Raw genomic sequence first — 20,061 nt, 5'->3', positions numbered from 1 at the left:
CCCCGACCCCGAGCGGTTTCTCGACCTGCGTCTCCGGGCCAGCAGCAGTGCGATGACCAGGCAGACGGCGGCCGGGAGGGCGGCTCCGGCCAGGGCGATGAAGGGGAGTTCGGTGGCGAGGACGGTGTAGTCCATGTCCTCGCCCTCGAAGCCGCCCCGGAGATGGTCTTGCGTGCGGTCGGAGGTGCCCCAGGCGAGCGTCGCGGCCAACGCGCCCACCGCCGACAGCGCACAACCACCACACCCCAGGGCACTCTGCCGATCCAACTCCCGCCCCCCTCGTCCAGCCCACCCCGCTGTGCCGGGCCGCTCCGGTTGGTCCATGAGCGGAAGGACGCGTCCCGTTCCGCCATGGTTCTCGCGGTCGGAAGGGCGCGACCCGGCTTCGGGCGACAGGCGGACCCACCGGCCCCGAAGCCGCACCGACGCCGAGCCAACCTCTTCGCACCACCCTTCAGCTTCTTCGTCCCTCCGCCCTGCCGTCCTCAGTTGCCCCGCTGCCCTCAGTTGCCCCGCTGTCCTCAGTTGCTGAGATCCCGCCGCCGCAACCCCGCCAGACCTCCCGCCACCAGCACCACCGCGATCCCGGTCAGCACCAGTACCGGCGTCCACGCCATCTCCCCGCCCGGCAGCTTCGGGAGGTGGCCGAAGGGGGAGAGGTCGAGCACGGCTTGGGGGACGTCGAGCACGGGGCCGATCCAGCCGATGAGCAGGACGGCGCCGGCGAGACCCCAGGCCGCCGGCGCCGCTCGGGGGGTGAGCCCGTGGAGCAGGACGGTGGCGCCGCCGATGACCCACACCCCGGTGACCTGGACGAGGCACGCACCCAGGATCGGGCCGGCCGCCCTGCCGTAGCCGAGGGCGAAGCCGAGACCGGCGAGGAGCATGATCCACATGGTTCCGCCGAAGGCGACGACCAGATGTCCGGCGGCCCAGCGGACCCGGCCCACCGAGTTCGCCAGCAGCGGTTCGGCGCGTCCGGAGGTCTCCTCACCGTGGAGGCGCAGCACGGTGCCGACGATGTACAGCGCGGCGATCAGGCCGAGCATGCCGATCATCGAGGCGAGGAAGGCGTCGGTCAGACCGGACTGGCCGCCCATGCGTTCGAAGATCTCGCGGGCGCCCTCGTTGTCGCCGACGAAGTCGGCCGTGCCCTCGGTCAGCCCGCCGTAGACGACCCCGGCGAGGAAGAAGCCGATGCTCCAGCCGAGGACGCTGCCCCGCTGCAGCCGCCAGGCCAGGGCGCCGGCCGTGCCCAGTCGGCCGGACGCCGGTCCCGGCCGGGTCGGCAGGAAGCTCATGCCGACGTCACGGCGCCCGGCGAGTTCGTACGCCACCGCACCCTGGATCGCCGTCGCCGCCACGAACAGCAGCAGCACCCACCACCGCTCATCCGCGAACGAACGCTCGTTCTCCAACCAGCCCAGCGGCGACACCCATGTCAGAGAAGACGAACCGCCGTTCTCGGAAGCGTCGCCGGCCGCCCGCAGCACGAACGCCGCGCCCAGTACCCCAGCCGTCAGCCCCCGCGCCAGCCGCGCGCTCTCCGTCAGTTGCGCGACGACCGCCGCCGTCGTCGCGAACACCATTCCGACGCCCGCGATCCCCAGCCCGAAGGCCGCTGCTCCCGCCGCGCCCTGCCCGGCCAGTCCGAGCGTGACGAGCGACGCCAGCCCACCGTTCGCGACGGCCGCCGTGAGCAGGGCGGCGGTCAGCGGTGCCCGGCGGCCGACCATGCCCGACGCGACCAACTCCTGGCGGCCGCTCTCCTCCTCGTCGCGGGTGTGGCGGATGACGACGAGGAGGCTCATGACGGCGGCGAGGAGCCCGGCGTAGACGCCGACGCGCCAGGCGGTCAGGGCGCCGAGGGAGTCGTCGAAGACGGGGCCCACCAGGGCGCGCAGTGACGGGTTCGTGGTCATCTGGCGCACGAGGTCGGCGCGTTCGGCGGCGGTGCCGTACAGGCTGTTCAGGCTGTTCGGCATGGACAGGACCATCAGCCCGGTTGCCGCGGCCCAGACCGGGACCATCACACGGTCGCGGCGCAGGGCGAACCGCAACAGCGCGCCCGTACCGGCCAGTTGGTGAGAGCCACTGGACCGCACGGCGAACGGGCCGGAGGTGGTGGTGCCGGTGGTGCCGGTTGTGCCTGCGGTGGCCGTCATCGCGAGACCGCCTCTCCCGCCACTCCTCCGGCGTCAACCTGCACGCCGTCCCGCTCGCCGTCCCGCACGTCGTCCTGGTAGTGCCGCAGGAACAACTCCTCCAGCGTCGGGGGCGTGGACGTCAGGGACCGTACGCCGGACTCGGTCAGGGAGCGGAGTACGGCGTTGATTTTGTCGGTGTCGACCTGGAGGTGGACGCGGTTGCCCTGGACGTCGAGGTCGTGGACGCCGGGAAGGCCGGTCAGGCCGACGGGTGGACCGGCGAGTTCGGCTGTGACGGTGGTGCGGGTCAGGTGGCGCAGATCGGCGAGGGAGCCGCTCTCGACGGTGACGCCCTTGCGGATGATGCTCACCCGGTCGCACAACTCCTCGACCTCGCTGAGGATGTGGGAGGACAGCAGGACCGTACGGCCCCGGTCGCGCTCCTCCCGTACGCACCGTTGGAAGACCTCCTCCATCAGCGGGTCCAGGCCCGAGGTGGGCTCGTCCAGGATGAGGAGGTCCACGTCGGAGGCGAAGGCGGCGACGAGGGCGACCTTCTGCCGGTTGCCCTTCGAGTAGGTGCGGCCCTTCTTGGTCGGGTCCAGCTCGAACCGTTCGACCAGCTCCGCGCGGCGCCCCGCGTCCAGCCCGCCCCGCAGCCTGCCGTAGAGGTCGATGACCTCGCCGCCGGACAGGTTCCGCCACAGGGTCACGTCGCCGGGGACGTACGCGATCCGGCGGTGCACCTCCACCGCGTCCACCCACGGGTCGCGGCCCAGGACCTGCGCGGCGCCCGAGTCGGCGCGGAGCAGTCCGAGCAGGACGCGGATGGTGGTGGACTTTCCGGCGCCGTTGGGGCCGAGGAAGCCGTGGACCTCGCCGGTCTCGACGGTCAGGTCGAGGCCGTCCAGCGCGTGGGTCCGTCCGAAGGACTTGTTGAGTCCGGAGACGGTGATGGCCTTCGTCGTCATGTTCAGAACGTACGCTTACTTCAGAAATTTGTGAAGTTAAGGAAAGGTGTGAATCACCGGTAGGCTGGCCGTGGTGTCTGACCAGGGGATATCGGATATCAAGGGAATGCCGAGGGAGTTGATCCAGGGATGACGGATGCGAAAGCCGGAGTGGCGGCCAGGGCGAAGGCCGGGGCGAAGGCCGGAGTGACGGCCGGGGCGGAAGCCGTGGGGCGCGACCCCGAGTCGGTCTCCCGTTTCGTCGAGCACTTCGCGGCGCAGCTCGTCGAGGCCGGGGTGCCGCGTATGCCGGCCCGGGTCTTCGCCGCGCTCCTCGCCTCCGACACCGGTGTGCTGACCTCCGTCGAGCTGGGCGAACAGCTGCGGATCAGCCCGGCGGCCGTCTCCGGCGCGGTTCGCTATCTCGCCCAGGTGCACCTGGTGTCACGCGAGCGCGAGCCCGGGTCGCGCCGCGAGCGCTATCGGGTCCACAGTGACCAGTGGTACGAGGCCCTCACCAACCGTGAGGCCCTCATCAAGCGCTGGGAGGACGCGTTGCGTGAGGGTGTCGCCAGTCTGGGCGCCGACACCCCGGCGGGGCGTCGGCTCTCCGAAACCCTCGCCTTCTTCGAGTTCATCGAGACCGAGGTCGAGGCGATGATGGGCCGCTGGCGCGTCCACCGTGACGAGATGTTCGGCCGAGGCTGACCGGCGCCTCGGCCTGCGCCGGCCCCTACCTGTCCGTCTTCTCCGTGCCCGCCTCCGTGCCCGCCTCCGTGCCTGCGCCCGTCTCCGTACGGCTCGCCAGGCGTTCGTAGCGCTGCCTCGCCGCCTGGGGGGTCCCCAGGCCGAGACCGAAGGCGATCTCCGGCCAGGTCATGCCGCGACCCCGGGCCATTTCCAGGAGTCCGACCTCCAGTTCGTCCATCTCGCCACGGGCGAGGGGGATGAGCGTCAGGGCGGCGGTGATGTCGGCCTGGTCGACCTCGGCTTCCCCGTCGCCGAGGAGGGCGGCACCGCTGAGCAGGTACGAGACCAGTCTGATCGCTTCGTGCGCGCCGAGGATGTGCGGGTGGACCTGACGGTGACGCTGCTCGGCCGTGGCCGCGTGCCGCTCGGCGATGCGGAACAGGGACGTGTAGACGCGCTGGGCGCGCGCCCCGTCCGCGCTCGGGGGTGTGAAGGGGTCGGCGGGTTGTGGAGGTGTTGACGACATGCGGCCAGCATCAGATAGAAACACTATGTTGTCAACGGTTTATTGTTTCCAGGGCTATCGCCTGCTCCTGGTTGCCGTCCGAACCTGCGGTGGATGGTTCCGCGGTCAGTCGCAGCCGGGCGGGAAAAGTGACGCCCGTCAGTTCCTCGGAGACGGTCACAGGCGGCGCGGGGAAGGCTCAGGCACCTCGACGTCGGCGTACCGGTCCCCGGCCAGTGCGCCGCGCGCCGCGTACCCGTCAGGGGCCCGGACCAGCGCCGCCGCAACCAGCCGGGCCGCGCCGTCGTCGGACAGCAGCGGCCCGTACGTGACCAGCTCATCCCGCCACGCGGCCGGTACCCGGTGCTCGGCGGCGTCGCCCGAACCGGGCCCGAAGCCGAGTACCAGGCACCGGGGGCCACCGCTCCGCCCGCCGGGGAAGTCCCACATCGTGCGGCCCATCAGATTCCGCCACCGCCGCCGCAGCAGGTCCCGGTACTCGCCGGCCTGCTGGTTGGGCTCGTCGAAGGCGAACGCGAACGCCGCGGCGGGATCCGGCCGATCGACGATGTGCACGCTCCCGGAAGGTGTACGCCCAGTGCGCCTCCACCGCCTAGGACGGCGCTCGCGGTTTTTGGTAGGGCGATGTGCGGCAGGGCACGGGTGGAGTAGTCACAGGACCGTGGCTGTGCCGCACGGATTAATATGGGGAGGTCATCTCCCAGCGGGATGCCCCGTGCCGGAACCCCGGCTCGATTACGGCGAGCCGGGGTTTCCGATGGTGCAATGAGGGGCTTCAGCCCTGCGTCGTCATATTCAGTGGTGTCCGTGGATCACGCGGAAACTGCCCAGGACGACCGGAGACCGCTGCTGCTGTTGCTGTTGCTGCCGTCCGGTGACCGAGTTGCTGGAGCTGCGAGGGCCGACCGTGGCAACGGGAGCGCCGTTGTCACAGGTGACCCCGTTGTAGAACTCCACGGTCCGGTCGCTTTCGTTTCGGATGTTGAAGCTGTTGGCGCCGAGCCCGGGGAAGGCCGCGTTGCTCACGTTGACCACGACGATGCAGGAACCCGGGTCGGCGGAATAGGACCGCTCGTTGACGTAGATCCGGCCCTCATCCCGGTTCCCACCGCGCCTGGAGCCGCCCCAGCTCTCCTTCGCCCCTGCGTCGGCCGGGGCGTTGGCGGCGTTCGAGCCGGCTTCGGTGCCCGTGCCGTTCCCTCCACGCGGGGCTACGGGGGCGGCGTCCTGGACGACCGAAGTGGACTTGGGGGCGGACTCCAGGGCGGAGCTGGCGTAGGTGACACCTGTGGCTGCCGCGACTGCCACGCCGACGGAGGCGGCGATCACTGTGGCTTTACGAGTGCGCAATGCGCTTCCCCTTCTCTTCGTTCTCGTCGGCAGGACCTGCCGACGAGAACGAACGTAATGACGGCCATTTCCGCTGTCATTTCGAGGGAGCCCGGAGCGGTGTGAAAATAGGGCTGGACGGCCGTGTGGAATGTCGCCCCGGAGAGTGATGGTCGGCGCGCCTGACGCCTCATCAAAATATGGCAATGAGCTGGTGTTTTGATCTGAGAGAAGCATCTGTTGGGAATGCCCTGATGCGTCGTCACCCTGTTGGGGGTGCCGTCGGGGTCGCATCCCGAGCGTCTGTCGGACCGCCTCCCCATCGGTGTTGCTGATGGCTCCTCAGGAGCCTTTGGGGTGCGGGTAAATGGCTTTGCACCCCCCTGTATGAATTCGCTGCCGATAAATTATCGCAACGGCGTGTCGCGCGCTCGTACGGGCATTCCTGTGCCTATCGTGATCGGTCCTCTGTCGAGGGCCGCGACGTCGGCAACACGCGCCCCCCGCGCGCTCACCTGAAGGGGTGGAAGCGGGCATATCGGTGTGCGTGCTGGGCAGGTCGCCGTGTCAGCTGTGGCTGGCCCCTGTCGACCGACCACCATTTCCGGGAATCCACCCCATGCGCCAACTCGCCATCCTGTCCGCGGCCTTCGCGGCCCTCCTTCCCACCGCCTCCCCGGCGGTCCCGGCCACCGCGCCGGCCGCCCCCGCCGCCGTACCGCCGGGGCATGTGTACTTCTGGCCCGAGCGCGGTCAGATGGGTCCGGGCGGTGCCTGGGACTACGCGCCGCGCGGCTACCGCGAGGCCGACGCCCGAGTGAAGCGCCACGCGTACTCCTTCGACTCGCACGCTCCCATCAGCGTCTTCGCCATCCACTACAGGTCCGGCGGCGGCTGCCTCTACCGCGAGATCCGCCCCGACGACTACGACGACGACTGGAGCGACTGGGCGACGAAGTTCGACGGCGTCAGCGACACACGGATGGGCTGCGAGGCGGGTTGACCGACGGCAACCGTCGAGCGGACCGAACCCACGATGAACCCCCGCACCCGCCCCCGTACCGCCCTCGCCGCGCTCCTCGTCAGCGGTCTGCTCCTCACCGTCGGTACCGCCTGTTCGGCTGCCTCGGCCCCGCCGCGGCTCTCCCCGGACGACGTCATCAAGGCCGCGACCCAGCGGCTGACCGACACCTGCCTGACCCGCCGGGGGTTCGCTCCGCCGCGCCCCGGGGACAGCGCGCCGCCGGACGCCGAGCGGGCGCGGGTCGCCGAGGCGATGTTCGGGGCGGGGCGTACGGAGCTGTCGTTGCGGCTGCCCACCGGATTCGTCGTCCGCGCCCACACCGACGGCTGTCTGGCCGCGGCCCAGCGGCGGCTCTACGGCGACCAGCGCCGCTGGTTCCGTACGTCGACGATCGTCAACAACCTCGAACCGGAGGCCGCCCACACCGACCGCAGCCTCGCCGAGGTCCGCGCGGAGCACCGTACGGAACTCGCCGACTGGCGGCGGCTGCGCGGCCGCGCCCTCACCGAAGCCACCTCTCTGATCAGCAGTACCAACCCCCCGCCCTGAAGGGAAAAACAGCCCAGTGAAGCGCTTCACCGCCCTGTTCTCCGCCGTACTCCTCTCCGCCGGAGTGGTCCTCGCGTCGTCGGGCTCGGCTCAGGCCGCCGCCTGCGGCAGCGGCAACTTCTGCGTCTGGACGGACGCCTATTTCTCCGGCATGAAGATCGAGTGGCCGGGCGACGACCACTGGTGGGAGAGCAACATCGCCGACGCGGACTCCTCCTGGGCCAACCACGGCATCTCCGGCGCGGGCATCAAGGACCACGTCAAGGTGTACTCCAGCGGCAACCTCGGCGGCCACATGACCATCTGCCTCACCCCCGGCCAGGAGGTCGGCTACAACGGCGCCGCCAACGACGACGGCGACTCCCACACCTGGGCCGCGAGCTGCTGACCCCGTGAGCCAGGGGGCGCCCGGCACGCACCGAGCGCCCCCACCCCGGCCTCACCCTCACCCGAGCCGTCACCCGCGCCCTCACCCGAGCCGTCCCGCGCCCTCACCCAGGCAACGTCAGCCCCCAGGCCCCCTCCCGTACCGTCCACGTCCGCGTCCGTACCGGCCCCGCCACCAGGGAATCCGCCCGGTAGCGGAAGTCCGCGCCGGACACGGTCACCCGGTGGCCGACCGCGTGCAGCGGGGCCGCCTCGGCGCCCACCGACACCGGCCGGATCTCGATGTCGGCGCCGCCGTCGATGCCGGGCGTGATCGACACGGCCTCCACGGGCTGGTCGAGGTCGACGAGCAACACCCCGTCCACCTCCACCCGCAGCCGCGAGGGCCCGGCACCGCCCCCGGCGGCGACCCGTATGCGCGCCGGTCGCAGGGGACGGGTCAGCCGGGCGGGCCGCGTCGGACGCGTCGACAACGTACGGGCGAGGGACTGCGGCCAGGCGCGCAACCAGGAGTGATGGCCGGGCGACGAACCGTCGTCCGGCGACGCGCCCGCCGCCGGTCCCCGGTCCGTTCCCGTGCCGGCGCCCGTCCTGGGGCCCGTACCTCCGCCCGGTCCCTGGCCCGTGTCGGTGGCCGCCGCCGTCCCCTCGGCCAGGTCCGGCGGGGGCGCACCGGGCAGGACCGGGATGCGCAGCATGCCCAGCACCACCCCGTCGCTGTCGTCGACGAGCAGGTCGAGCCGGCGCTCGACACCGTCGAGGGCGGCGCGGGCCGCCGCGACCGCGCCGGTGGGCACGCCGAGGGTGTGGGCGAGACCCAGGGCGGAACCCACGGGGATCAGGGAGAGGGCGCACGCCGCCAGCTCCCGCCGACGGTGCAGAAGAGCCACCGCCCGCAGCAGCGCGCGGTCGTCGCCGATCACCACCAGCCGCCGCGAGCCGCGTCGGATGAGCGCCCGCGCGAATTCCTCGGGCCCCTCCGGAAGACATACTTTCGTACTCGCCGCACCCGCGCTGAGCACGTCTTTCGCGATCCGTACAGCCTCGCCGTCCGTGCGACGGGCGAGGGGGTCGACGACCACGAGGAGCTGGTCGGGAGTCACCACCTCGGTCCTGCCTCGCTTCCTCGGGTAGCATCTTTGTGCAAGAGCCCCTTGCGCTATTGCGCCAGGGGCTTGGTCTATTCCGGGGCATCCGGGTCCTACAGGTGCGACCAACGGCGGTCGCGGTGCACGCGGCGGTAATGAGCCACCGCGTACGCCCCCCGACCTTGGACATGCCCCGCCCGGAAGGGGTGTACGCGCGTGCCCGCACTTGTGCTGCTCGGTGCTCAGTGGGGTGACGAAGGCAAGGGAAAGGCGACGGACCTGCTAGGTGGGTCCGTCGACTATGTGGTGCGCTACCAGGGCGGCAACAACGCCGGCCACACGGTAGTCGTGGGTGACCAGAAGTACGCCCTCCACCTTCTCCCTTCCGGGATCCTCACTCCGGAGTGCACTCCGGTCATCGGTAACGGTGTCGTCGTCGACCCGTCGGTCCTGCTCTCCGAGCTGAGCGGTCTGAACGAGCGCGGCGTCGACACGTCCAAGCTCCTGCTCAGCGGCAACGCCCACATCATCACGCCGTACAACGTGACCCTCGACAAGGTCACCGAGCGCTTCCTCGGCAAGCGCAAGATCGGCACGACGGGGCGGGGCATCGGCCCGACCTACGCGGACAAGATCAACCGCGTCGGTATCCGTGTCCAGGACCTGTACGACGAGTCGATCCTGACGCAGAAGGTCGAGGCGGCCCTCGACGTCAAGAACCAGGTCCTCACCAAGCTCTTCAACCGCCGGGCCATCTCCACGGACCAGGTCGTCGAAGAACTGCTCGTCTACGCCGACAAGCTCGCCCCGTACGTCACCGACACGGTCCTGGTCCTCAACCAGGCCCTTGAGGACGACAAGGTGGTGCTCTTCGAGGGCGGTCAGGGCACTCTCCTCGACATCGACCACGGGACCTATCCCTTCGTCACTTCCTCCAACCCCACCGCGGGCGGCGCCTGCACGGGCGCGGGCGTCGGACCGACGAAGATCAGCCGGGTCATCGGCATCCTCAAGGCGTACACGACCCGTGTCGGCGCCGGCCCGTTCCCGACCGAGCTGTTCGACGCGGACGGCGAGGCGCTGCGCCGCATCGGCCGCGAGCGGGGCGTCACCACCGGCCGGGACCGCCGCTGCGGCTGGTTCGACGCGGTCATCGCCCGTTACGCGACCCGCGTGAACGGCCTGACGGACTTCTTCCTCACCAAGCTCGACGTCCTCACCGGCTGGGAGGAGATCCCGGTCTGTGTCGCGTACGAGATCGACGGCAAGCGCGTCGAGGAACTCCCGTACTCGCAGTCCGACTTCCACCACGCGAAGCCGATCTACGAGACCCTGCCGGGCTGGTCCGAGGACATCACGTCGGCGAAGTCCTTCTCCGACCTGCCGAAGAACGCCCAGGCGTACGTGAAGGCGTTGGAGGAGATGTCCGGGGCGCCGATCTCCGCGATCGGGGTCGGCCCAGGCCGCGACGAGACGATCGAGATCAACTCGTTCATCTAGTTCAACTCGTTCATCCAGTTCATCCAGTTCGTCCAGCCGTTCACGCTCGTGGCGACACCCACCGGGCCGGGCACGCACATGGCGTGCCCGGCCCGGTCCGTGCGTGCCCAGCCCCTGCGTGCCCGGTCCGTGCTGGGCGCCGAACTCGCCGGGCCGAGCGTGCCTACCGGGCATATCCTGGAAAAGCGGGCGATCTGCGCATGTTACGCGACCAGGGAAGGTGAGTGCGATGCGCGTCCTGTTCAAAGCAGAATTCGATACGGAGAAGTCGAACGAGACCATCCGCAACGGCACGCTGGGGAAGCTGATGCAGGCCTCCATGGAGCAGGTCAAGCCGGAGGCGGCCTACTTCACCACCGACCATGGCCATCGCACCTGCTTCATGGTCTTCGACATGCAGGACAGCTCCCAGATGCCGTCGATCGCCGAACCGTTCTTCCTCGAACTGGGCGCCGATGTCACGTACACCCCGGTCATGAACCCCGAGGACCTGCAGAAGGGCCTGTCGGCGCTCGGCCGCTGAGCCGCACGCCGCCGGGCGTCAGCTGAACACGATCATCGAACCCTGTGCCAGGCTGCGCGTCGCCGCCGCGTGCAGGCCCAGCCAGACGTGGCGTTCGCGGGCGAAGGGGCTGGGGTCGTACGGGGCGGGGACGGCCGGTTCTTCCAGTTCCGTGGGCGCGAGCGGTGCTTCGGGCGGTGCCGGAGGGTTGGCCGGGTCGATGCCGATGGCCGCGGCCACGAACTCCAGTTCACGCAGGAGGCCCTGGGAAGAGCCCAGGGGGCCGCCGCCGGCGAGGAGTTCGTCGCTGGAGAGGGGCCCCGGGAAGTCGACGGGGACGTAGGCGCCCGCATGGTCGTAGTGCCAGACCAGGTGCGACTGCTGGGCTGTTCCCTCGAACATCTCCAGCAACTGCTCGTAGTCGCCGCCCAGCGCGTCCACCGGTGTCACCTCCAGGCCGCACACCTGGAGCAGATAGGCACGGCGCAGGAAGTGCAGCGCGTCGTAGTCGAAGCCGGCGACGGGGGCGACCTCCCCGCTCAGCCCCGGCATGTACTGGTACACCGGGACCGGTGGCAGTCCGGCCTCACCCAGCAGCTTGTTGTAGAGCGCGAGTTCCTCGGCGAAGGGGTTGTCGGGCGTGTGGCACAGCACGTCGACGAGCGGGACCAACCAGAGGTCACAGGCCAAAAGAGAACTCCTCGGTCATCCGGCACGCACACGGACGGTACGGATACGTTCGCGTACGGCACACAGTGGTCAGGGAAGCGTAGTCGCTGAACGCGGCTTCAGTCCCCTTCGTGCAGGTCCCATACCCACACACCGCCCACCCATTTACCGGGTCGCCCGACGAGCTTCTCCACCGCCTCGCGCACCTGCTCGTCGTACGGCTGCGGGCGCAGCACCAGAGCGCCCGCGTGCCAGTACGCGAAGTCCTTTCGGGCCTGCGCCCGCCAGTTCACGCCGATCACCGGGACCTTGCCGCTGTAGCGGACGTCACGCAGCAGTTTGGAGGTGTGGCGGGGGACGGCGCCGTAGATGCCGACGCGTTCCTCGCCGAACGGGCCGTTGAAGTAGCCGCCGGGCATCCGGAAGCCGAATCCGGCCGTGGTCTGCCAGCGCAGGGCCTCCGCGTTGCCCGAGTCCGGCAGCGGCACGGGCACCAGGGTTTCGCCGGCCCTGGCGTCGACGTACGACTTCCAGGTGCCGTCCGCGATGAACGCGGGGACCTCGGCGCGTTCCACGGACTTCAGTGGGGCCGGGACGATGGGGAGCAGGGCGAGGGTGATCGCCATGAAGCCGGTGTACCGGGTGCCGAGGCTCGGCACGGCGGTGAGTCGCTCCCAGGCGATCGCCAGCAGCATGCCCAGGACCGGGGCGCAGATCATCGCGATCCGGCCCTCGATGACCGACTCGAACAGTGGCTTCCCGGCGAGCAGCGTCCACGGGCCGGGCAGCACGAGGTCCGTCCTCGGGAGGCGGATCTCGGGGCCGAGGGAGAGGACGGCGGCGGCGACCGCCGTGAAGGCCAGCGCCTTCACCAGGGCGTGCTCCCACAGGCGTACGACGATGCCCAGGGCCAGGAGGACCAGCGGCCAGCCGTAGAAGGCGTTCTGTTCGGTGGAGTTGAGGGAGAGCGCGTCCGCCCGTTCCTTGTCGCCGGCGAGGAGTGAGCGTTCGGCGAAGGAGAGCAGGGCGAGCGGGCTGTTGCCGGCACGGTCGCCGTGCGCGATGTTCCCGTAACTCTGCGGGCCGAAGAACTGCCAGCTGAGAGGGAAGGCGGCGAGGGGGAGCCCGACGAGGACCGCGATGCCCAGGCCCTTGAGGAGCGGCCGCAAGGAGGCGCGTGCCGCGTCCCGCCGTACGAGCCCGTACGCGGCGGCGAACAGCAGCATGCCCATCGCGGCGAGGAGGAGGGGTTCCTCGCCGAGGAAGATCTGGTAGGCCACCATCAGGCCGAGGACGATCCCGTCCCGCTGGGTCCGGGCGCCCGTGCACAGGCGCAGCGCCCGGTCGATGATCAGCGGGATCATGAACAGGACGACGAAGTTCGGGTGCGCGTTGGCGTGGCTGACCATCGGCGGCGCGAAGGCGGCGAGGGCCGCTCCCGCGAAGGCCGCGCCCCGGTGCCGTGCGACTCTTCGCACGATCAGCCAGTACCAGGCGGCGGCCGTGGCGGCGAGGCCGAGGGTCATCACGAGGGCGAGCGTGACGGCCGGCCCGAGGGCGAGCGTGACGGGCGCCAGGGGGACCGACAGGCCCAGCATGACCGTGTTGGCCATCAGGTTCACGCCGTCGGGGAAGCCCTGGAAGGTGGTGAAGAGCGGGTTGCGGAGGTGGACGAGGTTGTCGGCGGTGACCGCGAAGAACCACTCCCACTGGTTCTGGTCCTGGAGGGAGTCGGGGAGGTAGCGGCCGTTCGGGTCGAGCCGGCGGCCGATGTGGAGGGCCACCGCCATCAGGAGGAAGAAGGCGACGGCGAAGGCGTCGGCCGGGCGGACGGAACGGGCCCGCAGGACGGCGAGTTCGCCGAGGACACGGGCGTAGTCGCTCGGCCGGATCTTCGAACCGGGCTGGTGGGACCAGCGGACGGGGACCTCGACGACGGGCCAGCCGCTGCGGCGGAAGTACCGGAGGATCTCCACGTCGATGCCGAACCCGTCGAGCCGGGAGGCGGCGAACGCCTCGCGGGAGCGGTCGCCGTCGAACAGCTTGAAACCGCACTGGGTGTCGCGGATGCCGGGCACCGCGACCCCGCGTATGAGCAGGTTCCCGGCCCGCCCGAGTGTCTCGCGCAGCCGGTGCTGATGGTGCTCGATGCTTGCGCCGGGCGCCTCGCGCGAGCCGATCGCGGCCGTGTGCCCGTCGGAGAGGGCCTTGTCGAGCCGCTCCAACTCGTCGATGGGCGCGGCGAGATCGGCGTCCGTGAGCAGGACCCGGCGGCCCTGCGAGGCGAGGACACCGAGCCGCAGTGCATGGCCCTTGCCCCGGTTGCGGGGTCCGCCGGAGACGAGTTGGACCCGGGCGTCGCGGGCGGTGACGGCGGCCACGACGTCGGCCGTACCGTCCGTCGACCCGTCGTCGACGACGACGACCTCCCAGCGGGCGGCGGCCTCGCTCGCCGAGAGATGGCTGATGATCGAGTCGAGCGTGGGGGCGAGCCGGTCCTCCTCGTTGTAGGCGGGCACGACGACGGAGAGGTCGACGCTCGCCTGCGCACCGCCCGCCTTGAGGGCTGTGCTCATCCGTCCGCCAGGCGTTCCACCAGGGTCAGGGACTGCTCGTCGTACCCGGCGATGAGCTCCTGCGCGGTGTACGTGTCCCGGCGGGAGAGGGCGTCGACGAGGTCGGTGTGGTCGGCCCACAGTCGGCCCTTGAGGTCGTCCGGGCGGTCGTTCACCCCGCCGCACGCCCGGTCGCTCGCTCGCTCGCCTGCTCGGTCGCCCGTCCGGTCGTTTGTTCGGTCGTTGGTCCTGGGGTCCGTCCGGACGTCCGTCTGACGCAGGTGCTGGACAGCGCACACCCAGGCCTGCACGCGCAGCCGGTGCAGGAAGTCGGTGAGATACGGGTTGCCGAACAGGGCGCTCAGCTCGCGCCAGAACCGCAGGTCGTAGCCGATCAAAATGTCCAGGTCCCCGGCGGTCGCGGCCCGCCGGGCCTCCTCGCCGCGCCGCCGGACCCCGGCGAGGGCGGCGGCCGTACGAGGATCGACCTTGCGGTCGCCGAGCCGCCGGAACATGCCGTCGGTGACCAGGATGCGGGCCTCGACCATGTTCCGGTAGTCGGCCACGGAGTACGCGTGGACCTCGAAACCCCGGTGCTGCACGGCGTCCAGCAGCCCCTGCGCGGACAGATCCACCAGCGCCTCGCGCACGGGCGTCGCCGACACCCCGTACTGCTCGGCGATCTCCTTGACCGTGAACTCCTGCCCCGGCTTCAGCCGGCCGGCCAGCACCTCGTCACGGAGCGCGTCCGCGAGCTGTTGCCGCAGGGTGCTACGGGTCACGGCGCCATTGCCGCCGCCGGTGCCGGTGCCGGGCATCGTGGTCTGGGTCCCCCATCCGCGTACGCGTACGCATCCTGTGCGTGCTCTCTGTCTTCTCTTACGAGCACGTCACCTTACGCGTTCGGGTTCCGGGGAGGAGTTTTTGCCCTTCTGCTCACACTCCGCTCGGCACCGGGGGAAAACATGGGGGCGCAGGACGGATCAGGGACGGGTCGCGGACGGGGCAGGGACGGGTCGCGGACGGGGTATGGCCCCAGCCTCACACCGTGTGTTCGTCCGCCACGGACAGGGCCGCGTCCAGGGCGGCGAGGCCCTCCTTGGCCTCGGTCTCCGTGATGTTGCACGGGGGGACGACATGGGTGCGGTTCATGTTGATGAAGGGCCAGAGACCGTTCGCCTTGGCGGCGGCGCCGAAGGCGAGCATGGGGGCGTTGGCCTCGCCGGCCGCGTTGTAGGGGACGAGGGGCTCGCGGGTCTCCTTGTTCTTGACCAGTTCCAGCGCCCAGAACATCCCGGTGCCGCGCACCTCGCCCACGCAGGGGTGGCGCTCGGCGAGTTCGCGGAGTGCCGGTGCGATGAGCGAGGCGCCGAGGGTGGCCGCGTGGGTGACGACCCCTTCCTCCTCCATGACGCCGAGCGTCGCCACGGCGGCGGCGCAGGCCAGCGGGTGGCCGGAGTACGTGAGACCGCCGGGGTAGGGGCGCCGGGCGAAGGTCTCGGCGATGGCGGGGGAGATGGCCACGCCACCGAGGGGGACGTAACCCGAGTTCACGCCCTTGGCGAAGGTCATCAGATCGGGTACGACGTCGAAGAGGTCAGCGGCGAACCAGGTGCCCGTCCGCCCGAAGCCCGCCATGACCTCGTCCAGGACGAACACGATCCCGTACTTGTCGCAGATCTCCCGGACCCCGGCCAGATAGCCCGGCGGCGGGACCATGATCCCGGCCGTGCCCGGGACGGTCTCCAGGATGATCGCGGCGATGGTCGACGGCCCCTCGAAGGTGATCGTCGTCTCCAGGTGTTCCAGCGCCCGCGCGCACTCCTGTTCCTCCGTCTCCGCGTGGAAACGGGACCGGTAGAGGAAGGGCGCCCAGAAGCGCACGACCCCGGCCGAGCCGGTGTCGGAGGCCCAGCGGCGCGGGTCGCCCGTGAGGTTCACGGCCTGCTGGGTACCACCGTGGTACGAGCGGTACGCGGTCAGCACCTTGGGGCGGCCGGTGTGCAGTCGGGCCATCCGGACGGCGTGCTCGACCGCGTCGGCGCCGCCGTTGGTGAAGAAGATCTTGTCCAGGTCGCCCGGGGTGCGCTCCGCGATCAGCCGGGCCGCCTCCGAGCGGGCCTCGACGGCGAACGCCGGGGCGAACGTCGTCATCGTCGCCGCCTGCGCCTGGATCGCCGCGACGACCTTCGGGTGCTGGTAGCCGATGTTCGTGTAGACGAGGCCGCTGGAGAAGTCGAGGTACCGCTTGCCGTCGTAGTCCCAGAAGTACGAGCCCTCCGCGCCGGCGACGGCGAGCGGGTCGATGAGTTCCTGCGCGGACCAGGAGTGGAACACGTGCGCACGGTCCGTGGCCTTCACCGCGGCGCCGGCCTGGGGGTTTGGCTGAGGGGTCATGGGGCGAGGGTAGGGGGTCGCTGTGAGGAGGGGACATCGGCGACGTGTCTGCGACTGGCCGTGGGATCACGACAGTGTGTCGCGGGAGAGCTCGGCAGAGAGCTCAAGGGATGCGGTGCGGTGTGGTGCGTTGGCGGGTGCGGGTGGGGCGTGGCTGCTCGCACAGTTCTTGACAGTAAGCTGTCGAAATGTAAGCATGCTGTCATAGTGTTCCGGAGTGCCCCAGGAGGAGTCATGAGCGACCGCAAGCCCGTTCATCTCGCCGTGTACGACACCTACGCCGACTGGGAGACGGGGCACACGACCGCGTGGCTCGCCCGGGGTGGCTACGAGATCCGGACGGTCGGGCCGGGTCCGAGCGCCGTGCGGACCATCGCGGGCGTGCGGATCCAGCCGGACGGGGTTCTTGACGAACTGCGGCCGGAGGAGAGCTCGCTGCTCGTCCTCACCGGCGCGGATCTGTGGGACACGGGTGACGACCTCGCGCGGTTCGCCCGGAAGGCGCGGGAGTTCCTGGCCGCCGGGGTGCCCGTCGCCGCGATCTGCGGGGCGACCGCCGGGCTCGCCCGGGAGGGGCTGCTCGACGATCGCGCGCACACCAGCGCGGCTCCCCTCTATCTGGCCGCCACCGGCTACCAGGGCGGTGAGCGGTACGTGGACGCGGACGCCGTGACCGACGCCTCCGGACTCCTCGTCACCGCCGGGCCCACCGAACCCGTCGCCCTGGCCCGCGAGGTCCTCGGCCTTCTCGGTGTCTACGAGGGCGAGGTCCTCGACGCCTGGTACCGCCTCTTCCACGACTCGGACCCGGAGGCGTACGCCGTTCTGGAGGCGGCGGGACAGTGAGCCGTGAGCAGCAGGACCTCCTCAGCCGAACCGCCCTCGGGGTCTTCCATCTGAACGGTCAGTTCCTTTCCGTGGCCGAAGAGTTGGCGCGACCGGCGGGGCTGACGGCCGCCTGGTGGCAGGTGCTGGGCGCGGTGCTGCCCGAGCCGCTGTCCGTAGCCGGGGTCGCCCGTGCCATGGGCATCACCCGGCAGAGCGTCCAGCGGGTCGCCGATCTCCTCGTCGACCGGGGCCTCGCCGAGTACGTCCCGAACCCGGCCCACCGCCGAGCCAAGCTCCTCGCCCCGACCCCCGCCGGCCACGCCGCGATCGCGCGGATCGACCCCGGCCACGCCACCCTGGCCGCGCGCCTCGCGGAAGCGCTGGGGGAGGAGGAGTTCGCCGAGACCGTACGGGTGCTCGAACGGCTGTCGGGTGCCTTGGAACACCTCGCGGCGGTATCGGAGCCCGACGCGGCACCGACCGCTGTTACGGAACCGTAGACACCGCTCCACCCGCCTCCCTGTACGGCCCCACTACGATCGGTCCGTTGCGCACGTACACGACGTACCCGTACGTACGCGTACACATCTGCAGGGGATGGCACGGGGAAAAGACGGGGGACGTGGCCATGGAGAAGCTCGGGCCGGGGGATCCGCAGCGCATCGGGGCGTACCGGCTGCTCGCGCGGCTGGGGTCGGGCGGCATGGGGAACGTGTACCTGGCCCGGTCCGAGCGGGGCCGTACCGTCGCCGTGAAGCTGGTCCGGCAGGAACTGGCGGAGCAGGAGGAGTTCCGGGCGCGGTTCCGGCAGGAGGTGCGGGCCGCGCGGCAGGTGGGCGGGTACTGGACCGCGCCGGTCCTGGACGCGGACACCGAGGCGGGCGTCCCGTGGGTCGCCACCGGGTACGTCGCCGGGCCGTCCCTGCAGGCCGTGGTCGGGCGGGATCACGGGGCACTGCCCGAACGGTCCGTACGGATCCTCGCGGCGGGGCTCGCGCACGCGCTGGAGGACATCCACGCGGCCGGGCTGATCCACCGGGACCTCAAGCCTTCCAACGTCCTGGTGACCATCGACGGGCCGCGCGTCATCGACTTCGGCATCGCGCGGGCCCTGGAGACCGTCACGGACGGCGGGCTCACACGCACCGGCGCGCTCGTCGGTTCGCCGGGCTTCATGGCCCCCGAGCAGGTGCGCGGCGACCGCATCACCCCCGCCTGCGACGTCTTCTGCCTCGGCTCCGTCCTCTCCTACGCCGCCACCGGCAACCTCCCCTTCGGAGCCGCCAACTCCGGCGTGCACGCCCTGATGTTCCGCATCGCCCAGGAGGAACCGGATCTGGAAGGGCTGCCGGAGGGTCTGTACGACGTCGTCCGCGACTGCCTGCGCAAGGACCCCGCCGCCCGCCCGACCCTGGCCCAGATCCTCCAGCGCACCGGCGCCGAGGACACGGTCTTCGCGGGCCGCTCCCGCGACCCCTGGCTGCCGAGCGCCCTGGTGGCCCAACTGGGGCGGCACGCGGTGCAGTTGCTGGACGCCGAGGATCCGGAGGAGTCGGGGGGCACGCGAGGGGCGGGAGTGCCGGGCGCTGGCCTGGCGGTCGCGGGAGCCCCCGGTGTGGCGGGAGGTCCGGCGGACCGTGGCGGCCCGGGGGCGCCCGACGCCGCCGGACAGCCGTCCGCAGCGGCTTCGTCGGCCTCGTCGGCGGCAGCGGCTTCGTCAGTTCCGGACGGGGCCGCTGCCGCGTCGCCGTCCGGTCCCGCGGGCCGGTCCTCGGCTCCGTCGGCGCCCGGTTCCGGGACCCCGCCCGTTCCCGCGGGCCCGCCGTCGGCTCCGCCCGTGTACCCGCTGGGCGCCCCCGACTCTCCGTACGGTGGCTCGGGGGGCTCGTCCGGTGCCCCCGTGTCCCCGCCCGAACACCCGGCCGCCACGCCCGAGGGTGCGGTGCCGCCTCCGCCGGGGGCGCCGGGTGCCGGGTCTCTGGACCGGATGCCGACGCAGATCGTGGGGGCGGGCTCGCAGCCGCCTCCGCCGAGCGCCCTGCCCGGGCCCGCACCCGCTGGGTACGGCTTCCCGCAGCAGTACACCCAGCAACCCGCCGGCGGGTACGGGCAGCAGCCCGGTGCCGCCCCCGGTTACGGCTACCCGCAGGGCGCGCCGCAGACGCCGTACGGGGCCTACGGGCAGGGGGCGTACGGCGGCGGACAGGGCCCCGGAGCCGCTCCGGGGCAGGGCCTCGGCCCGACCCCGCCCTACGGGCCGAACCCCCTCTACGGACCCCCGCCCGGGGCGGGCCCGGGCGGACAGCCCGAGCCCGCGCGCGGGAACCGGCGCTCCTCCGCGCTCCTCGTCGTCGTCGCGCTGGTCGTCGCGCTCGGTGCGGGCGGCTCGGTGTACGCGTTGATGAAGAAGGGCGACGACGGCGGCAAGGAGGACGACGCCAAGAGCGGCCCGGCGACGAGCGCGCCGGAGACACCGGGGCCCGCGACCGACCAGCCGACGGACCCGGAGACGTCCCCGGACGAGACCACCGAGTCGCCCGACGCGGGCACGATCCCGGAGGACTTCCTCGGTACCTGGAACGCCACCATCGCCGGTTCCGACGGCGCGGACACCCGCCAACTGGTCATCCAGCAGGGCGAGGTCGGCGACACCGTGCTCGCCCTCACGGCGGACGGCCCGCTCGAAGGCGGCGGCACGTACCACTGCGTGTTCGAGGCGGCGCTGACGGACGAACCGGCCGACGACGGCCCTCTGCGGATCGGCCCCTCCACCGTCACCACCGGCGAACCCGCCGCCTCCTGCTCCGCGGGCGCCGCCACCACGGTCACCCTCCTGCCCGACGGACAACTGCGACGCGTCGACACGGCGGGAAAATCGGTGACGTACGCGAAGGCCGACTGAGCGACCGTCGCCCTGCGC

General features: G+C 71.2%; 18 protein-coding genes and 1 pseudogene. 9 read left to right on the top strand and 10 right to left on the bottom strand.

Going from position 1 to position 20,061, the window contains the following annotated elements; translation table 11 throughout:
* Positions 1 to 521 precede the first annotated feature (521 nt).
* Both OG622_RS22525 and OG622_RS22520 read right to left on the bottom strand, forming a co-directional pair.
* The gene (locus OG622_RS22525; RefSeq protein WP_371578431.1) at positions 522 to 2,165 is read right to left on the bottom strand and encodes an ABC transporter permease; all 1,644 of its coding nucleotides are present in this window, start codon (positions 2,163 to 2,165) and stop codon (positions 522 to 524) included.
* Positions 2,162 to 3,118: an ATP-binding cassette domain-containing protein gene (locus OG622_RS22520; protein ID WP_371578430.1), complete on the bottom strand. Its 957-nt coding sequence runs from the start codon at positions 3,116 to 3,118 to the stop codon at positions 2,162 to 2,164. The genes OG622_RS22525 and OG622_RS22520 overlap by 4 nt, the downstream gene beginning before the upstream one ends.
* Positions 3,119 to 3,247: 129 nt before the next feature.
* Here OG622_RS22520 and OG622_RS22515 point away from each other — a divergent pair, with 129 nt between their 5' ends.
* On the top strand, positions 3,248 to 3,805 hold the full coding sequence (locus OG622_RS22515) for a GbsR/MarR family transcriptional regulator (RefSeq protein ID WP_371578429.1): 558 nt from the start codon (positions 3,248 to 3,250) through the stop codon (positions 3,803 to 3,805).
* Positions 3,806 to 3,830: 25 nt separating this feature from the next.
* Here the strand turns inward: OG622_RS22515 and OG622_RS22510 are convergent, their stop codons facing one another.
* From OG622_RS22510 to OG622_RS22500, 3 genes and pseudogenes are all read right to left on the bottom strand, one after another.
* Complete coding sequence (locus OG622_RS22510) at positions 3,831 to 4,313, bottom strand: DNA-binding protein (RefSeq protein ID WP_371578428.1); 483 nt, start codon at positions 4,311 to 4,313, stop codon at positions 3,831 to 3,833.
* 156 nt (positions 4,314 to 4,469) lie between these two features.
* A pseudogene (locus OG622_RS22505) lies at positions 4,470 to 4,889 on the bottom strand (hypothetical protein); the annotation flags it as partial.
* Positions 4,890 to 5,108: 219 nt separating this feature from the next.
* Positions 5,109 to 5,663 carry a hypothetical protein gene (locus OG622_RS22500; RefSeq protein WP_371578427.1) on the bottom strand — a complete coding sequence of 185 codons (555 nt, stop codon included), beginning with the start codon at positions 5,661 to 5,663 and terminating at the stop codon, positions 5,109 to 5,111.
* Between the two features lie 598 nt (positions 5,664 to 6,261).
* Between OG622_RS22500 and OG622_RS22495 the strand changes: the two genes are divergently transcribed.
* Genes OG622_RS22495 through OG622_RS22485 form a run of 3 tightly spaced genes read left to right on the top strand, consistent with a single transcriptional unit; the run spans position 6,262 to position 7,603 of the window.
* Entirely contained in the window at positions 6,262 to 6,645 is a 384-nt protein-coding gene (locus OG622_RS22495; RefSeq protein WP_371578426.1) for a hypothetical protein, read from the top strand.
* Between the two features lie 33 nt (positions 6,646 to 6,678).
* Positions 6,679 to 7,215, top strand: a complete 537-nt coding sequence (locus OG622_RS22490) for a hypothetical protein (RefSeq protein WP_371578425.1) — start codon at positions 6,679 to 6,681, stop codon at positions 7,213 to 7,215.
* 16 nt (positions 7,216 to 7,231) lie between these two features.
* Positions 7,232 to 7,603 (top strand): peptidase inhibitor family I36 protein, encoded by a 372-nt coding sequence (locus tag OG622_RS22485; protein ID WP_371578424.1) that lies wholly within the window; start codon positions 7,232 to 7,234, stop codon positions 7,601 to 7,603.
* 103 nt (positions 7,604 to 7,706) lie between these two features.
* On the opposite strand, the gene OG622_RS22480 is transcribed toward OG622_RS22485, so the two are convergent.
* Positions 7,707 to 8,708, bottom strand: coding sequence for a diacylglycerol kinase family protein (locus tag OG622_RS22480; protein ID WP_371578423.1), 1,002 nt, complete (start codon positions 8,706 to 8,708; stop codon positions 7,707 to 7,709).
* Between the two features lie 198 nt (positions 8,709 to 8,906).
* Between OG622_RS22480 and OG622_RS22475 the strand changes: the two genes are divergently transcribed.
* Positions 8,907 to 10,190, top strand: a complete 1,284-nt coding sequence (locus OG622_RS22475; protein WP_371578422.1) for an adenylosuccinate synthase — start codon at positions 8,907 to 8,909, stop codon at positions 10,188 to 10,190.
* 229 nt (positions 10,191 to 10,419) lie between these two features.
* Positions 10,420 to 10,713, top strand: a complete 294-nt coding sequence (locus OG622_RS22470) for a DUF3303 family protein (RefSeq protein ID WP_371578421.1) — start codon at positions 10,420 to 10,422, stop codon at positions 10,711 to 10,713.
* Between the two features lie 18 nt (positions 10,714 to 10,731).
* Here OG622_RS22470 and OG622_RS22465 read toward each other — a convergent pair whose 3' ends face one another.
* The 4 genes from OG622_RS22465 to OG622_RS22450 form a co-directional block, all read right to left on the bottom strand.
* Complete coding sequence (locus OG622_RS22465; RefSeq protein WP_371578420.1) at positions 10,732 to 11,382, bottom strand: hypothetical protein; 651 nt, start codon at positions 11,380 to 11,382, stop codon at positions 10,732 to 10,734.
* A 98-nt stretch (positions 11,383 to 11,480) separates the two neighbouring features.
* Complete coding sequence (locus OG622_RS22460) at positions 11,481 to 13,937, bottom strand: dolichyl-phosphate beta-glucosyltransferase (RefSeq protein ID WP_371578419.1); 2,457 nt, start codon at positions 13,935 to 13,937, stop codon at positions 11,481 to 11,483.
* The gene (locus tag OG622_RS22455) at positions 13,934 to 14,734 is read right to left on the bottom strand and encodes a GntR family transcriptional regulator (protein WP_371578418.1); all 801 of its coding nucleotides are present in this window, start codon (positions 14,732 to 14,734) and stop codon (positions 13,934 to 13,936) included. The genes OG622_RS22460 and OG622_RS22455 overlap by 4 nt, the downstream gene beginning before the upstream one ends.
* Before the next feature lie 223 nt (positions 14,735 to 14,957).
* Positions 14,958 to 16,313, bottom strand: a complete 1,356-nt coding sequence (locus tag OG622_RS22450; protein ID WP_371578417.1) for an aspartate aminotransferase family protein — start codon at positions 16,311 to 16,313, stop codon at positions 14,958 to 14,960.
* Positions 16,314 to 16,547: 234 nt separating this feature from the next.
* On the opposite strand from OG622_RS22450, the gene OG622_RS22445 reads away from it, so the two are divergent.
* The 3 genes from OG622_RS22445 (at position 16,548) to OG622_RS22435 (ending at position 20,043) form a co-directional block, all read left to right on the top strand.
* The gene (locus OG622_RS22445) at positions 16,548 to 17,159 is read left to right on the top strand and encodes a DJ-1/PfpI family protein (RefSeq protein ID WP_371578416.1); all 612 of its coding nucleotides are present in this window, start codon (positions 16,548 to 16,550) and stop codon (positions 17,157 to 17,159) included.
* Positions 17,156 to 17,641 carry a MarR family winged helix-turn-helix transcriptional regulator gene (locus OG622_RS22440; protein ID WP_371578415.1) on the top strand — a complete coding sequence of 162 codons (486 nt, stop codon included), beginning with the start codon at positions 17,156 to 17,158 and terminating at the stop codon, positions 17,639 to 17,641. Before OG622_RS22445 ends, OG622_RS22440 begins: the two co-directional genes overlap by 4 nt.
* 128 nt (positions 17,642 to 17,769) lie before the next feature.
* Positions 17,770 to 20,043 (top strand): protein kinase, encoded by a 2,274-nt coding sequence (locus OG622_RS22435; RefSeq protein ID WP_371584178.1) that lies wholly within the window; start codon positions 17,770 to 17,772, stop codon positions 20,041 to 20,043.
* Positions 20,044 to 20,061 lie beyond the last annotated feature (18 nt).

Source organism: Streptomyces sp. NBC_01314 (genome assembly GCF_041435215.1).
In the GTDB taxonomy this organism is placed as follows: domain Bacteria; phylum Actinomycetota; class Actinomycetes; order Streptomycetales; family Streptomycetaceae; genus Streptomyces.
Note: the sequence above shows the minus strand (reverse complement) of the source record. Positions and strands in the feature narration are given on the sequence as shown.

Bases quoted from the DNA above. Each gene is read 5' to 3' on its own strand.
- OG622_RS22490 (WP_371578425.1), top strand. From the start codon at position 6,679: ATGAACCCCCGCACCCGCCCCCGTACCGCCCTCGCCGCGCTCCTCGTC.
- OG622_RS22455 (WP_371578418.1), bottom strand. From the start codon at position 14,734: ATGCCCGGCACCGGCACCGGCGGCGGCAATGGCGCCGTGACCCGTAGC.
- OG622_RS22515 (WP_371578429.1), top strand. From the start codon at position 3,248: ATGACGGATGCGAAAGCCGGAGTGGCGGCCAGGGCGAAGGCCGGGGCG.
- OG622_RS22495 (WP_371578426.1), top strand. From the start codon at position 6,262: ATGCGCCAACTCGCCATCCTGTCCGCGGCCTTCGCGGCCCTCCTTCCC.
- OG622_RS22460 (WP_371578419.1), bottom strand. From the start codon at position 13,937: ATGAGCACAGCCCTCAAGGCGGGCGGTGCGCAGGCGAGCGTCGACCTC.
- OG622_RS22445 (WP_371578416.1), top strand. From the start codon at position 16,548: ATGAGCGACCGCAAGCCCGTTCATCTCGCCGTGTACGACACCTACGCC.
- OG622_RS22525 (WP_371578431.1), bottom strand. From the start codon at position 2,165: ATGACGGCCACCGCAGGCACAACCGGCACCACCGGCACCACCACCTCC.
- OG622_RS22470 (WP_371578421.1), top strand. From the start codon at position 10,420: ATGCGCGTCCTGTTCAAAGCAGAATTCGATACGGAGAAGTCGAACGAG.
- OG622_RS22520 (WP_371578430.1), bottom strand. From the start codon at position 3,118: ATGACGACGAAGGCCATCACCGTCTCCGGACTCAACAAGTCCTTCGGA.
- OG622_RS22450 (WP_371578417.1), bottom strand. From the start codon at position 16,313: ATGACCCCTCAGCCAAACCCCCAGGCCGGCGCCGCGGTGAAGGCCACG.
- OG622_RS22435 (WP_371584178.1), top strand. From the start codon at position 17,770: ATGGAGAAGCTCGGGCCGGGGGATCCGCAGCGCATCGGGGCGTACCGG.
- OG622_RS22510 (WP_371578428.1), bottom strand. From the start codon at position 4,313: ATGTCGTCAACACCTCCACAACCCGCCGACCCCTTCACACCCCCGAGC.